At 68.1% G+C, this 14,652-nt stretch carries 11 protein-coding genes and 1 rRNA gene; 6 read left to right on the forward strand and 6 right to left on the reverse strand.

What is annotated here, in order from left to right; genetic code table 11:
- Positions 1–103 precede the first annotated feature (103 nt).
- The 4 genes from rrf (at position 104) to AC1DRO_RS18330 (ending at position 5,448) form a co-directional block, all read left to right on the forward strand.
- A 5S ribosomal RNA gene (gene rrf, locus AC1DRO_RS18315) occupies positions 104–220 on the forward strand.
- A 568-nt stretch (positions 221–788) separates the two neighbouring features.
- Positions 789–1,076, forward strand: coding sequence for an HU family DNA-binding protein (locus AC1DRO_RS18320; RefSeq protein WP_011776355.1), 288 nt, complete (start codon positions 789–791; stop codon positions 1,074–1,076).
- 242 nt (positions 1,077–1,318) lie between these two features.
- Complete coding sequence (locus tag AC1DRO_RS18325; RefSeq protein ID WP_476951921.1) at positions 1,319–3,493, forward strand: bifunctional copper resistance protein CopD/cytochrome c oxidase assembly protein; 2,175 nt, start codon at positions 1,319–1,321, stop codon at positions 3,491–3,493.
- Positions 3,490–5,448, forward strand: a complete 1,959-nt coding sequence (locus AC1DRO_RS18330) for an NHL domain-containing thioredoxin family protein (protein WP_476951922.1) — start codon at positions 3,490–3,492, stop codon at positions 5,446–5,448. Before AC1DRO_RS18325 ends, AC1DRO_RS18330 begins: the two co-directional genes overlap by 4 nt.
- A gap of 105 nt (positions 5,449–5,553) precedes the next feature.
- On the opposite strand, the gene AC1DRO_RS18335 is transcribed toward AC1DRO_RS18330, so the two are convergent.
- From AC1DRO_RS18335 to AC1DRO_RS18350, 4 genes are all read right to left on the reverse strand, one after another.
- Positions 5,554–6,546 carry a hypothetical protein gene (locus tag AC1DRO_RS18335; RefSeq protein WP_476951923.1) on the reverse strand — a complete coding sequence of 331 codons (993 nt, stop codon included), beginning with the start codon at positions 6,544–6,546 and terminating at the stop codon, positions 5,554–5,556.
- A gap of 134 nt (positions 6,547–6,680) precedes the next feature.
- Positions 6,681–8,417: a helicase HerA-like domain-containing protein gene (locus tag AC1DRO_RS18340; protein ID WP_476951924.1), complete on the reverse strand. Its 1,737-nt coding sequence runs from the start codon at positions 8,415–8,417 to the stop codon at positions 6,681–6,683.
- Between the two features lie 49 nt (positions 8,418–8,466).
- Positions 8,467–9,171: a type 1 glutamine amidotransferase domain-containing protein gene (locus tag AC1DRO_RS18345; RefSeq protein ID WP_476951925.1), complete on the reverse strand. Its 705-nt coding sequence runs from the start codon at positions 9,169–9,171 to the stop codon at positions 8,467–8,469.
- A 71-nt stretch (positions 9,172–9,242) separates the two neighbouring features.
- Entirely contained in the window at positions 9,243–10,112 is an 870-nt protein-coding gene (locus tag AC1DRO_RS18350; RefSeq protein ID WP_476951926.1) for an aldo/keto reductase, read from the reverse strand.
- 178 nt (positions 10,113–10,290) lie between these two features.
- On the opposite strand from AC1DRO_RS18350, the gene AC1DRO_RS18355 reads away from it, so the two are divergent.
- Both AC1DRO_RS18355 and AC1DRO_RS18360 read left to right on the forward strand, forming a co-directional pair.
- Positions 10,291–11,091, forward strand: a complete 801-nt coding sequence (locus tag AC1DRO_RS18355; protein ID WP_476951927.1) for a glycoside hydrolase family 25 domain-containing protein — start codon at positions 10,291–10,293, stop codon at positions 11,089–11,091.
- Positions 11,092–11,224: 133 nt separating this feature from the next.
- A complete protein-coding gene (locus AC1DRO_RS18360; protein ID WP_476951928.1) occupies positions 11,225–12,214 on the forward strand; it encodes an LLM class flavin-dependent oxidoreductase in 990 nt (329 codons plus the stop codon).
- Positions 12,215–12,234: 20 nt separating this feature from the next.
- Here the strand turns inward: AC1DRO_RS18360 and galK are convergent, their stop codons facing one another.
- Both galK and galT read right to left on the reverse strand, forming a co-directional pair.
- Positions 12,235–13,473 (reverse strand): galactokinase, encoded by a 1,239-nt coding sequence (gene galK, locus AC1DRO_RS18365; RefSeq protein ID WP_476951929.1) that lies wholly within the window; start codon positions 13,471–13,473, stop codon positions 12,235–12,237.
- Complete coding sequence (galT, locus tag AC1DRO_RS18370) at positions 13,470–14,651, reverse strand: galactose-1-phosphate uridylyltransferase (RefSeq protein WP_476951930.1); 1,182 nt, start codon at positions 14,649–14,651, stop codon at positions 13,470–13,472. The genes galK and galT overlap by 4 nt, the downstream gene beginning before the upstream one ends.
- Position 14,652 lies beyond the last annotated feature (1 nt).

A 14,652-nucleotide genomic window follows, 5' to 3' on the forward strand; every position in this document is an offset into this window, starting at 1 on the left:
CCGTTGCTTGAGGAACAAAACCACAACAAAATAACAACACCACAGATGTTGTAACCACAGATTTCCCCACCCCCGCCCCGCGGGTGCGTGGCGGAGCAAGGGTTACGGCGGTCATAGCGTGGGGGAAACGCCCGGTCCCATCCCGAACCCGGAAGCTAAGACCCACAGCGCCGATGGTACTGCACCCGGGAGGGTGTGGGAGAGTAGGTCACCGCCGGAACACCATTAACGGTCGAGGACCCCCACCACACGGTGGGGGTCCTCCCGCATTTAACCGGCCTCTCCGAACCGAGCCGGGCCGGGGTCCCCGACCCGGAGCGGAACCCGGACCGGACAAGACCAGGGCCAGCGTGCCCAGCCGAACCCGGGTCACGGCCTGCCAGAACACAGGTCCCAGGGCCCGCCACGAGCGCCCCACGTCCCCCGGGCAGCCGGCAGGGCATCCAAGACGGGTGCCGGCGTCGCCCCCGCTAAGGCCCCCCTCACGGCCCGCCAGGACCATGGGACCGGTGCCCAGCGGGCAGCGCCCGGGCTGGCTTCCTGGCGGCGGAAAGTCCGCCGGCGGGGACGGCGGCGGATCTGGGTGAAACGGCGCCGACGAGGGGGCTTCCGCTCTCGGCGCAATTTGACGGCGATCGGCGCCCGATTCCAGTGATTTTCCCCAAAAAAGGCCGAAAACACGCGGAATTTGCCACCTCTGAGGCGCCAAGCTGGTAAGTTTTCGAACAGTGGTTTGTACGCATGCCGTGTGCAGGCTCCAAAAATCGTGACCGTCCAGGAGGACATAAATGGCTAAGAACCGTAGTGAACTTGTTGCAGAGGTAGCAGGCAAGGCCGGCACCAGCCAGGCAGCAGTCAACTCCGTGCTCGACGCACTGTTCGAGGTCTTCGAGACCTCTGTCGCCGCGGGCGAGAAGATCACCATCCCGGGCTGGCTCGCCGTAGAGCGCACCGACCGTGCAGCTCGCACCGGCCGCAACCCGCAGACCGGCGAGACCATCCAGATTGCCGCTGGCCACAGCGTCAAGCTGACCGCCGGCTCCAAGCTGAAGGCTGCAGTCGCCAAGAAGAAGTAGTCTTCTTCGCAGGCTTGAAAGGAGCGGCAACCCTCGGGTTGCCGCTCCTTTTGCGTCATCGGCCAGTCCCCGGCCAGCCGCCGGCCGGTCCCTAACCGGTCCCTGACCGGTCTTAGGCCGGCCGGGCTGCCTTCCCGACCAATCCGCAGCCCTTTGAAGGCCGCGCCGGCTGGACGGATCCCCGGAGGCCCAGCCGCCGGGGCCGATTCGCTGAGCAAGGCGGCGTAGCGGACAATGGAGGTGTGCCTTCCGCAGTAAATCCCACGCCCACAACCGCAGCGCCCGTTCCCCCCGGGGACGCACGCGGCCCTGGCTCCGGTCCCCCCGGGATTGCCCGGCCTTGGCTGATCGCAGGCCTTGGCGCGTTGTTTCTTGGCCTGGTAGCGGCACTGATCTTCTCCGGCGCAGCAGCCGCCCGCGAGGTCTCAGATCCAGGTGCGCTGGTGCGCTGGGGGCTTCCGGTGAGCAAAGCGATCCACAACGTCGCTGTCGCCACCGTGATCGGCGGCCTTATCTTCGCCGTCGGCATCCTGCCGCGAAACAGGAACAGCTCCCGGTCCAAGGAGCAGGACGCCCCGGAACATCCGGCCTTCACCCGGGCGCTGGCCGTGGCAGCGGCCGCCGGCGCCGTCTGGACGCTGTCCGCGATCACCGTACTGGTCCTGGGCTACGCGGACATCGCGGGGCAGGGCATCTCCGGGGACCCGGAATTCACCCGCTCCCTCGTGTACTTCATGACGGACATCGAAACCGGACGCGCGTGGCTGGCTGTCGTCATCATCGCCGCCGTCGTTACCACCGCCCTGTTCGGAGTGCGCTCCCGCGGCGGCCTGGCACTGACGCTGGTCCTTTCGCTGATCGGGCTGGTTCCCGCTGCCCTGATCGGACACTCCTCCAGCTCCAGCGACCACGAGGGCGCCATCAACTCGCTCGGCCTGCACCTGGTCGGCGTATCGGCCTGGGTAGGCGGCATCATCATGCTCGCAGTCCTCTCCGGCGTCCTGGAAGGCACAGGCGCCGGCGGCCGCACCTCCGGGGCAGCCTCGGGGACAGCAGACATCACCGAGCCGACCCTGCGCCGGTTCTCATCCCTGGCCGGCTTTGCCTTCGCCCTGGTCTTCGCCTCCGGCGTGATCAACGCCAGCATCCGCCTCACCACTTGGGCAGACCTCTTCGGCTCGGCCTACGGGCAACTGATCCTGGCCAAGACGGCAGCGGTCCTGGTGCTGGGCGGCATCGGGCTCATGCACCGCCGCTGGGTCATCCCGCAGCTCGGCAACCGCGCCATGGGCAGGTCCGCGCGCCGGGTGTTGTGGCAGTTGGTGATTGTGGAGTTGATCATCATGGGGGCGACGTCCGGGATCGCCGTCGCGCTGGGGCGTTCCGCCCCGCCGCAGCCCACCACTTTCGCACCCGACGCTTCGCCGGCCTTCATCCTCTCGGGCTACGAGCTGCCGCCGGAACTGACCCCGGAAAGATGGCTCACGGAGTGGCGGCTCGACTGGCTCTGGATCGCCGTCGCCGTGTTTGGCCTGGTGTCCTACCTCCTCGGCGTGCGAAAAGTGATGAAGCGGGGCGACTCGTGGCCCTGGTTCCGGGCGGTCAACTGGGTGCTCGGACTCGTGGTCCTCACCTACGTGACCTCGGGGCCGCCGTCGGTCTATGGCAGGGTACTGTTTTCGGCGCACATGGTGGACCACATGGCCCTGACCATGGTGGCCCCGATCTTCCTGGTCCTGGGCGCCCCCGTGACGCTGGCACTGCGGGCGCTCACCCCCCGGCGCGACAGCTCCCGCGGCCCGCGCGAGTGGCTGATGATCTTCATCCACTCCAAGTTCTCGCAACTGGTGACCCACCCGCTGTTCGCGGCCGCCAACTTCGCCGGCTCGATCGTGCTTTTCTACTACTCGGACGCGTTCGGCTACGCGATGCGGGACCACGTGGGCCACGAACTCATGAACCTGCACTTCGCCCTCACCGGCTACATCTTCGTGCTCACCATGATCGGCACCGATCCGTTGCCGCGCCGCGCACCGTACCCCATGCGGCTGCTGCTCCTGTTGGCCACTATGGGCTTCCACGCGTTCTTCGGCGTCGCCATCATGGGCGGCACCGGGCTGCTGGCCGCCGACTACTTCGGCAACCTCGGGCGGACCTGGGGCCCCCCGGCCCTGCTGGACCAACAGATGGGCGGTGCCGTGGCGTGGGGGATCGGCGAAGTGCCGACCCTGCTGGTAGCGATCGGTGTCGCCGTGATGTGGTCCCGCTCCGACGCGCGCGAGTCCAAACGCACCGACCGGGCGGCGGACAGGAATAACGACGCCGATCTCACCGCTTACAACGATATGTTTGCCAAGCTGGCCGAGCGCGACGCCAGGCTTGCCGAACGCAATTCAAAGCTGGAAGGACGCTCATGACCGAAACCGTACGCACCCACCTCCGGGTCCGGGCCTCCGAACTGGTGGGCCGCAACTGGCTGAACACCGGTGGCAAGTCCCTGGACCTTGAATCCCTGCGCGGCAAGATCGTGCTGCTGGACTTCTGGACGTTCTGCTGCATCAACTGCCTGCACGTCCTGGACGAACTCCGCTCGCTCGAGCAGCAGTACTCGGATGTCCTCGTGACGGTTGGCGTGCATTCGCCCAAGTTCGAGCACGAGGCCGATCCCGTGGCGCTGGCGGCCGCCGTCGAACGCTACGAGATCCGCCACCCTGTCCTCGACGACCCCGAGCTGGACACCTGGAAGGCCTATACGGCCCGGGCCTGGCCGACCCTGGTGGTCATCGATCCCGAGGGCTACATCGTCGCGCACCTCTCCGGCGAGGGCCACGCGGACGGCCTCGCCGTCCTGATCCCCGAGCTGATCGCCGAACACGAGGCCCGGGGCACCCTGCACCGGGGCGACGGCCCCTACGTGGCGCCGGAACCGACGTCGGGAACGCTGCGCTTCCCGGGCAAGGCCCTGTTCCTGCCCGCCGGCCGCGGGGTCGGAGGCGCCGGCGACGGCTCGTGGCTGGTGACCGACACCGGCCATCACCGGCTCGTGGAACTCTCTACCGACTTTCAGACCGTGCTGGCCACTTACGGCTCGGGCGAAAAGGGCCACGCCGACGGCAACGCCGCCACCGCCCGGTTCAACGAACCGCAGGGCCTGGTGCTGCTGCCCGAGGATGTCGCCGCGGCCGCCGGTTACGACGTCGTCATTGCCGACTCCGTGAATCACCGGCTCCGCGGGCTGTCCCTCGCGGACGGCACCGTCCGGACGCTGGCCGGCAACGGCGTACAGCGGCTGCTGGAAACCGGCCCGGCCCGCGTGGACGAGGAAGGCGCCGCCTACGGAACCCGGCTCGAGGCGGACCCGCTCGCGGTGTCCCTGAGCTCGCCGTGGGACGTCGTCTGGTCCGCCAAGCTCAACGCCGTGGTGGTCGCGATGGCGGGAGTGCACCAGATCTTCAGCTTCGACCCGACTTCCGGCGCCGTAAAGATCATCGCCGGCAACGGCCTCGAAGGGCTCCTGGACGGCCCGGCCGCTGAAGCCTGGTTCGCCCAGTCCTCCGGCCTTGCCGAAGACGCGGACGGCAACATCTGGGTGGCTGACTCCGAGACCTCCGCCCTGCGCAAACTCGTGATTGATGACGCGGGCACCACCACCGTCGAATCGGCGGTGGGCAAGGGCCTGTTCGACTTCGGCTTCCGCGATGGACCCGCCGCGGAGGCGCGGCTGCAGCACCCGCTCGGCGTCACGGTGCTCCCTGACGGTTCGGTGGCCATCGCGGACACGTACAACGGCGCAGTCCGCCGCTACGACCCCGCAACGGGCACGGTCTCCACACTGGCCCGCGGACTGTCCGAGCCCTCGGACGTGATTGTGGACCACACCCAGGTCGCCGGATCCGAGCCGTTGCTGGTGGTGGTCGAGGCCAACAAGCACCAGCTCGTGTACGTGCCCATCCCGAAGGAAGCCCAGCAGGTGGACGAGGGTGCGGCGCAGACCCACCGTCCCAAGAGCCCTGTGGCGCCTGGGCCGCTCGAACTGGCGGTCCGCTTCACGGCGCCCACCGGTCAGAAGCTGGACGACCGCTGGGGCGATCCCACCCAGTTGAAGATCTCGTCCACACCCCCCGAACTGCTGGTCTCCGGCGGGGGGACGTCCGTGGGGCTCCTGCGCACCCTGGAGCTTTCCTCCGACGTCCCCGAGGGCGTCCTGCACATCACCGCCCGCGCGGCGGCCTGTGACGGGTCCGAAGACGCCGACGGCGAGATCCCGGACCATGCGGCCTGCCACCTCTACCAGCAGGACTGGGGAATCCCCGTGCTCCTGCAGGCCGACGGAGACACCGAGCTGGTCCTGGACCTGCGCGGAATGGACTGAGCCGCTGCGCCAAGGCTGACCTAAGGCTGCTGTCCGTGACCCTGAATCACGGACAGCAGCCTTTTGGCTTTCTTCGGGCCCGCCGCCGCGGAGTCCCGGAGGGTACTAGTAGTCCAGCTGCGGCGTGAGTTTGACGGTGTCGCCGTCGATGTCCAGACGGGTCGTGAAGCTGAAATCGTGGACGGAGTCGATGTCGGACACGGCGCCCGAGAACAGATCCTGTTGGCGGGCCTTGATCCGGGCCTTGCCGTCGAGGGGAGCCACCACCCAGCGGCCGCCGAACGGCTCGATGCTGACGCTCGGGTAGTCCGTGATGCTCCAGTCGATGGTTCCGTCCATCACGCGGTTGTTGGTGGCGTGGTAGAACGGGCAGTTGGGCTGCAGCTTCTGCTGCTTGTCGGCCTCGTCCGCGCAGGAGTCCAGGAACTCCTTGACCTTGCCGCTCACGGCCTCCTTCAGGGCGCCCGTGGCCTCGGTCAGCAGGTTCAGCGATGCCGGAGGCGCGTCCGCGGCCGACACGGTGGCGCGGGTGGCCGGGGCGGAGAAGTACTGGCCGTTCAGGGTCGCCTCATACTCGCCCGGGTAGAAGACAGCGAAGGAGTTGCGGCCGTTGGGCATGTTCACCGGCACCCCGTTGAGGGTGGCCTCGCTGGAGTTGACCACGGTGACGTCCAGGACGGGCAGCTCAGAGGGAACGAAAGACCATTTGTGGAAGAACAGCCACTCGGTGCCGGAGCGCTCCAACAGGAACTCGGTCCGCAGTTTGTTGCCGTCAACGGTGTACTCCATGGGCACCATGACCTGATTGGCACCGCGCTCTTCCGCGGCGCCAAGCTTGACGTCGGAGATGCGTGCCGCCGCGGTTTGCAGGGCCGTGCCGTCGAGCATCGCCGGGTTGCTTTGTGGCACGGAGGCGCGCAACAGGCCCAGCGCCTTTTCGCCATCGCCCTTTTGCAGGGCACTCAAATATTCACGGACTGGCTGCTGGGGCCCGGCAATGGAGTCGTTCACCAGATTGATCGACACGATGGCGCCGGCGACGGCAAGCATCAGTCCCAGCAGCCACACTGCTGCGATTTTGACCAACGCCTGACTCATCTGCACCATTCTTACGTTACCTGTACCCCACAGGAATCCCGGTGTCACAGTCCGCACCTGTGACGCGGAGCATGGCTGAAGGCCGCCCGACCCGCGGGCCGGGAACGTTCGGTTGGGTGTCGCCGCGGTGATCCCTAGCGGCGGCGGCGTTTGGAGGAAGTGCCGAAGACGCCGCGGAGCAGTTCCCTGCCAAGCTGGGTCCCCAGCGAGCGGGCCATGCTCTGGAGGCCACCGCCCAGGGCCCCGGCGAGTTCGCCGCCGCCGCCGGCCGGCGGCTGCGCCGGCCGGGGGGCACGCCGCTCGGCCACGTTGTCATCGTCGGGCATCCGGGGCGCCGGCGCGGGGCGGCTGCTGGGGCGGCCAAGGATTTCCTCCTCGATCCGCCGGGCTTCGGCGTCGATGGCGCGGGGGTCCAAACCGCCGCCCTGGGCGGATTCCTGGCTGCCGCCGTCCCGGGCGCCGCCGTGGTGCGCGGTCCCGGCCGCCGGCCCGGTGGGGGCAGCGCCCGTGCGGTCACCGCCTTCGGCGGCGATCTTCTCGTACGCCGAGATGTTGTCGACGGCGGTGCCGTACTTGGGCAGCAGGGCGGAGGCGGCGACGGTGCTGGAGATCAGCTCGTCTGTGCTGGGACCCATCACGGACTCCGGGGCACGGAGCCGGGTCAGCGCCACCGGGGTCGGCGCGCCCTTCTCATTCAGGACTGTGATGACGGCCTCGCCGATGCCGGCGGTAGTGAGGGTCTCCTCGAGGTCATAGTCGCTGGTCGGGAAGGTGGAGACGGTGGCCCTGAGGGCCTTGGCGTCCTCCGGGGTATAGGCGCGGAGGGCGTGCTGCACGCGGTTTGCCAGTTGGCCGAGGACGTCGGCGGGGACGTCCTTGGGGGTCTGCGTCACGAAGAAGATTCCGACACCTTTGGACCTGATGAGCCGGACGGTGGTGGTGATCGCGTCAAGGAAGGCTTTCGAGGCGCCGTTGAACAGCAAGTGGGCCTCGTCGAGGAAGAACACGAGCTTGGGCTTGTCGAGGTCCCCGGACTCGGGCAGGTCCTCGAAGAGGTCGGCCAACAGCCACATGAGGAACGTCGAGAAGAGCATGGGCTTGGTCTGCAGCGTCGGAAGCTCCAGGCAGCTCACCACACCGCGGCCGTCCGGCGCGGTACGCAGCAGTTCGGCGGTGTCGAACTCGGGTTCGCCGAAGAACTTCTCCATACCCTGCGCCTCGAGCGTGATCAGTTCGCGCAGGATCACGCCGGCGGTTGCCTTGGAGAGCCCGCCGAGTTCCTCAAGTTCGTCCTTGCCCTCGGCCGAGGTCAGGAATTGGATCACGGCCCGGAGGTCCTTGAGGTCGATCAGCTCCAGGTCTTTCTTGTCCGCGAAATGGAAGACCAGCTGCAGGCTGGATTCCTGGGTTTCGTTCAGGTCCATGATGCGGGAGAGCAGGATGGGGCCGAAGGAGGTGATGGTGGCGCGGACCGGTATGCCCTTGCCGTCACCGCCTAGGGCCAGGAACTCCACCGGAAAAGTCTTGCCGGACCAGGCCTGGCCGATGCTCTCCGTGCGGGCCAGGAGTTTTTCGGTGCCCGTGCCGGCGGTGGCCAGGCCCGAGAGGTCGCCCTTGATGTCGGCCAGGAACACGGGCACACCGGCGGTGGAAAGCTGTTCGGCCATCATGTGCAGCGTGACGGTCTTGCCCGTGCCTGTCGCCCCGGCCACGAGGCCGTGCCGGTTCATCATCGCGAGCGGCAGCCGGACGGAGGCTTCCTTGTGGAGTTCGCCGTCGACGATCGCCGCGCCGAGCTCGATCGTCGGGCCGTCCAGGGTGTAGCCCTGGACGATCGTGGCGACTTTGTCTGCAGTGGATTTGATGGCCATGCGGTTAGCTTAGCCGGGTCCGGGGTTCCCGGACCCGGCTAAGGGTGGCTTATTCGGCGAGGGCCTTGAGGACCTCCTTGGCCACGTCCTCGCTGGACTGCGGGTTCTGCCCGGTGATGAGGTTTCCGTCCCGCACAACATGAGACGTCCAAGCCGCGCCGTTCTCCACTACCGCGCCCTTCTCCTTCAGGACGTCCTCCACGAACCACGGTGTATTGGGTCCCGTGCCGCCACCCAGCTCCTCCTCATTGGTGAAGACGGTGAGGCGGCGTCCGGCGAAGCTGAACGCGCCGTCGTCGTCCGTGGCGCTCAACAGTCCGGCCGGGCCGTGGCAGAAGGGGGCAATGATCTTGCCGGCCGTGTTGACGGCCGTCAGCAGACGGCCAAGATCGGCGTCCTGGTACAGGTCGGCCATCGGCCCGTGGCCGCCCGGCATCACGACGGCGTCGTAGGCGGAGGCGTCGACGTCGGCCAGCACCAGCGGGTTGGACAGTTCGGTGTCGAGGGAATCGATGTAGCGGCGGAAGCTATCCGCATGGTCCTGCCCACCGGCGGACTCGGCCGCGAGGCTCACCTCATCCACCGTCGGCTTCTTGCCGCCCGGAGTGGCGATGTGCACGGTGTGGCCCGCGTCGAGAAGGGTCCGGTGGGAGACAACGAGCTCCTCGGCCCAGTAGCCGGTGGGGTGGTCGCTGCCGTCGCGCATTGTCAGGGAATCTGCTGCCGAGACAACCATCAGAATACTTTTAGCCATGGTGTTGCTCCTGTTCTGCCGGCAAGGGCCGGCGGACGGTGGATAAGGTGAAATATGGTAGGCGGCGCGGTTCAGCGGGTCGCTTCGAGTTCCGCATAGGTGGCGTCGTCGAGGACGACGGCGGCGGCGGCCAGGTTCTCTTCAAGGTGCTTGACGGAGCCGGTGCCGGGGATCGGCATCATGACGGGGGACCGGCGCAGAAGCCAGGCCAGCGCCACCTGGGAAGTCGTGGCGCCCAGCCGCTTCGCCGCCTCGTCGAGCGGTCCGCCCGGCCGGGCCAGCTCGCCAGCGGACATCGGCGCCCACGGAATGAAGCCGATGCCGTTCTCCTCGGCGTACTCGAGGACGTCCTCGGAGCTGCGGTCGGTGAGGTTGTAGCGGTTCTGCACCGTAGAGACCGTGAAGTACCTCCCGGCTTCCTCCAGTTCCTCCACGCTGACCTGGGAGAGGCCGAGGGCCTTGACCTTGCCTTCCTTTTGCAGATCGCGCAGCACGGCGAACTGCTCCTCGCGGTCCACCTTGGGGTCGATCCGGTGCAGCTGCAGGAGGTCGAGGGAGTCGACCTTGAGCTTGCGCAGGCTCAGTTCCGTCTGCTGGCGCAGGTATTCGGGCCGGCCGACCGGAACCCAGGCGTTGGGTCCGGTGCGGGTGAACCCCACCTTCGTGGCGATCCTGACGCCGTCCCGGTAGGGGTGCAAGGCCTCGGCAATGATTTCCTCGCTGATGTTGGGGCCGTACGAGTCGGCAGTGTCAATGAAGTCGACGCCAAGCTCCACGGCGCGGCGTACCACGGCGACCGCGGCGGCGCGGTCTGCCGGCTCGCCCCAGACGCCGTCGCCGACGATCCGCATGGCGCCAAAGCCCAGCCGGCGGACGGTTGCCAGGTCCTTCAGGGCGATCGTGGCGGATGTTTCCGGGTGCTGTGCTTTGTCATGGCTCATAGGGAAGAGAACATCCTCAGCCTGCTGACTATTCCAAGGTTTCCTAACGGGGCGTCCCCGCCCGGCGATGCGGGGGCGTCTGCAGGGGTGCGTTCCGGGCAGTCCGGCGGCAAAGCCTGCGCCGTGACGGAATTACGCCACCGATTAGCGTTTCTGCGATTTTGCCTTAGACTGTGGCATGCCCAACTCGCTCCCGCGCATCGTGCTGGCCTTTGTCGTGACCCTCGGCCTTGTCCTGCTGGGCGGAAGCCCCGCTTCGGCTGCTACGGCCAGTACCTCGGGACCCGGAATCGATGTTTCCTGGCCGCAATGCGGGAAGGCCCTCCCAAAGCAGCCGGCCTTCGCGATCGTCGGCGTCAACCATGGCCTGGCCAACAACACGAACCCGTGCCTGGCAAGCCAGCTGGCCTGGGCCAAGACCGCAAAGTCCCCGGCAGCGACGGCGCAGCCGGGGGTGGCGCTGTACGTCAACACGGCCAACCCCGCCCGGCAGGGGTCCTGGTGGCCCACGTTGAACACCTACAACGGGGTGAAGGTCACAAACCCCTACGGCAACTGCGCCTTGGGGTCGCTCAAAGCCTGCTCCTATATGTATGGGTGGGCCAAGGCGTCCGACGACGCCAAGCGCCGCGGGGTCAGCAACCCGCAGTCCTACCTCTGGTGGCTGGATGTGGAAACGGAAAACACCTGGCAGGAAGACAAAGCCGCCAACGTCGCCGTCCTGGAAGGCATGGCCGCCTACTTCAAGAAGATCGGCGCCCGCGTGGGCCTCTACTCCACCCCCTACCAGTGGGGGGAGATCGCCGGCAGCGTGAAGTTCACCAGCCCGCTGGCAGGACTGCCGAGCTGGCTCGCCGGAGCGGGATCGGCGGCCGGGGCCAAGGCGAACTGCGCCCGCCCCGGACTCACCCCGAACAGCCGCGTCTCGATGACGCAGTACATCTCCGGGGGCCTTGACTACAACTACTCGTGCCCCTGAGCCGCCTGCAGAAATATCCCGGGGGCCGCCGTCGTTGACCCCAGTGTGCCCGCGCCGGAAACCCGGTGCCACCCAGGACCGCAGTCCAAACTCCGGCCCGCACACTGCTCCGCTACGAAAGGCCGGCTTTTCCGTGACTGTTCCGCTTTCCATTCTTGATCTCGCTACCATCGGCCCGGGCCAGACGGCGGCGGAAAGCTTCGCCGGCAGCGTGGCCATGGCGCAGCTCGCCGAGGACCGGGGTTACCGGCGGATCTGGTACGCCGAGCACCACAACATGTCCGCGATCGCCTCGTCCGCCACGAGTGTGTTGATCGCCCACGTCGCGGCCCACACCTCCAGCATCCGGCTCGGCGCCGGCGGCGTGATGCTGCCCAACCACTCGCCGTTGACCATCGCGGAACAGTTCGGCACGCTTGAGACCCTGCACCCGGGCCGGATCGACCTCGGCCTGGGCCGGGCGCCGGGCAGCGACCAGAACACCATGCGCGCCCTGCGCCGCGATCCGATGTCGGCAGACAGCTTCCCGCAAGACGTCCTGGAGCTCCAAGGCTACCTGAGCGGCCCCACCCGCATCCAGGGCGTCGAGGCCACCCCGGGCAAGGGCACCAACGTGCCGCTGTACATCCTGGGTTCCTCCCTGTTCGGCGCCAGGCTGGCCGCCCAGCTGGGCCTGCCCTATGCGTTCGCCTCGCACTTCGCGCCCAACGCACTGCAGGATGCGGTGGCGGTCTACCGCCGCGAATTCCGGCCCTCCGCGCAGCTCGAAGCGCCGCACGTGATCGCCGGAATCAATGTCATTGCCGCCGATTCCGCCGCTGAGGCGCAGGCGATGTTCCAGGCCACCAAGCGGGCCAGGGTCTCCTTGTTCTTCGGCAATGGCCGTGTGTTCAGCGACGACGAGGCGGACATGATCCTGGACTCGCCCCAGGGCCAGCAGATGGCGCAGATGATGAAGTACTCCGCGGTGGGCACCCCCGAGGCCGTCCTTGCGTACCTCGAGGAGTTCACGGCGCACGCCGACGCCGACGAACTGATCGTGGCGCACCAGAGCACCGGGACCGAACCCCGGCTCCGTTCCGTGGAACTTCTGGCCGACGCCGCCCGCCTCGTGCGGGCATAACGACCTGGGGGCCTTCCGGGCTAGAGTTCCCGGCGGGCGCCCTCGGACGCGGTGACGGTGAAGATGTGCGGGGCGGCGTGTCCGGCCCGGGCGAAGTCGCGGGTAACTCCCGCGGCCACCGTAGCGGCGCCGTCGTTGCGGACCAGAGCAATGGCTGCGCCACCGAAACCGCCGCCGGTCATGCGCGCGCCGATGGCGCCCAATCCCTGCGCGCTGGCCACGGCGAGGTCGAGCTCAGGGGTGGAAATCTCGAAGTCGTCGCGCATGGACTCGTGCGATTCGTTGAGGAACGGCCCGATCGCGGCGGGGCCGGAGGTCCGCAGTGCCGTCACGGTGTCGAGCACCCGCTGGTTTTCCGTGATGATGTGGCGGACCCGGCGGTAGGTCTGGCCGTCGAGCTGTGCCGCGGCGCGGGGAAGATCGGCCGGGCCCAGCGCCCGCAGGCTGCCGACGCCCAGGCGGCGGGCACCGTCCTCACAGGAACGGCGGCGGCTGGCGTAGCCGCCGTCGGCATGGGAATGGCTGGTGCGGGTGTCGACCACGAGCAGCCCCACCCCGGCACCGGCGAAGCCGAGGGCAACCGCCTCGGTCGACAGGTTCTGGCAGTCGAGCAGGATGCCATGATCGGGCTCACCCAGGAGCGAGGCCGACTGGTCCATGATGCCGGTGGGCGCGCCGACCACCCGGTTCTCGGCCAGCTGGCCGATCCGTGCCAGTTCGGGCCTGCCCAGCCCCAAGCCCCAGAGATCGTTCAGGGCCAGGGCCACCGCGCATTCGACTGCGGCGGAGGAGGACAGCCCGGCGCCGGCCGGGACATCGGAGGTCAGCGCCAGGTCCAGGCCGGACATCCGGGACGGGACGCCGGAACCGGCTGCGGAACCGGACGGGACGCCGGAACCGGCTGCGGAACCGGACGCGACGCCGGAACCGGCGCCGCCGGATGCCGCCCGGGACATCGCCCACGCCACGCCGAGGGGGTACGCGGCCCAGCCGGTGAGGCTATCCGGGTCCAGGCGGTCGAGGCTTACCTCTATGACGCCGGGGAAAGAGCTGCTGGTGACCCGGAGCAGACGGTCTGCGCGGACGCGGGCCGCCACCGTGGTGCGCTTGTCGATCGCGATCGGAAACGCGAAGCCTTCGTTGTAATCCGTGTGCTCACCGATCAGGTTGACCCGCCCGGGCGCCGACCACAAGCCGTCCGGCGCGCCCCCAAACTCACTGGAAAAGTACCCACCTTCCCGTTCAAGGACCTCGTTCATGGCTGGGCTGCCTCCTGTTCTGTTGCCGGGAGTTCTGTGCGGAATGGCTCGATCCCTGCTGTACGCGGTGGCGGCGAAGCTTCCTCCATGGCGTCGCGGAGCCGGGCGGCGGCCGTTTCCGGCGGGATGTCCGCGATGAATGCCCCCATCGCGGCTTCCGACCCTGCCAGGTACTTGAGCTTGTCCTCCTCCCGGCGGGGCGAGGTCAGTTGCAGCATGAGCCGGATGTCGTCCCGGTGGGCGTGGACGGGAGCCTGGTGCCACGCCGAAATGTACGGCGTGGGGCTGTCGTAGAGGGCATCGACGCCACGCAGAAGCTGGCGGTACAGCAGGGAGAACTCATCGCGTTCCTCGTCGGTCGTGGCGGCGAGGTCCGGGACATGCCGGTGCGGGAGGATATGCACTTCCAGCGGCCAGCGCGCGGCAAACGGGACAAACGCCGTCCAGTGCTCGCCCTGGAGCAGCACCCGCTCGGATTTCTGCTCGAAGCTGAGGATGTCCTCGAACAGCGAGCCGCCGTAACTTTCGATCGTGCGGACCAACTGGGCCGTGCGCGGCGTGATGTACGGGTAGGCGTAGATCTGTCCGTGCGGGTGGTGCAGCGTCACGCCGATCGCTTCGCCGCGGTTCTCGAACGGAAAGACCTGTTCGACGCCGGGCAGCGCGGACAGCGCGGCCGTCCGGTCCGCCCAGGCTTCCACCACTGTGCGCATCCGGGACAGGGGCAGGCCCGCCAGGGAGCCGGTGTGTTCCGGGGAGAAGCACACCACTTCGCACCGGCCCACGGACTGCCGGCTGCGCCCCAGCCCCACCCGGGCGAGGTCATCCAGGCCTTCCGGCGCGGCGGCCCCCGCCAGGTCGGGTCCGAAGGAGGGGGACTTGTTTTCGAAGACGGCGACGTCGTAGAGGCTCGGAATCTCCGAGGGATTATCCTTCGACGCCGGGGCCAGCGGGTCCAGGTGCGAGGGCGGCAGGACCACCCGGTTCTGCCGGGCGGCCGCGATCGAGATCCACTCCCCGGTCAGGACGTCCTGGCGCATGGTGGCCGTGGGCGGCCGGACCGCCGGCGCGCGGAGATCCTTGCCCCGGTACGGGGGCAGGACGGTATCGGCATCATCGAAGTAGATGATGTCCCGGCCGTCGGAGAGCTTGTGGGAGCGTTTCGTAATCTGGCCCATG

The organism is Arthrobacter sp. P4_F11, from assembly GCF_056401395.1.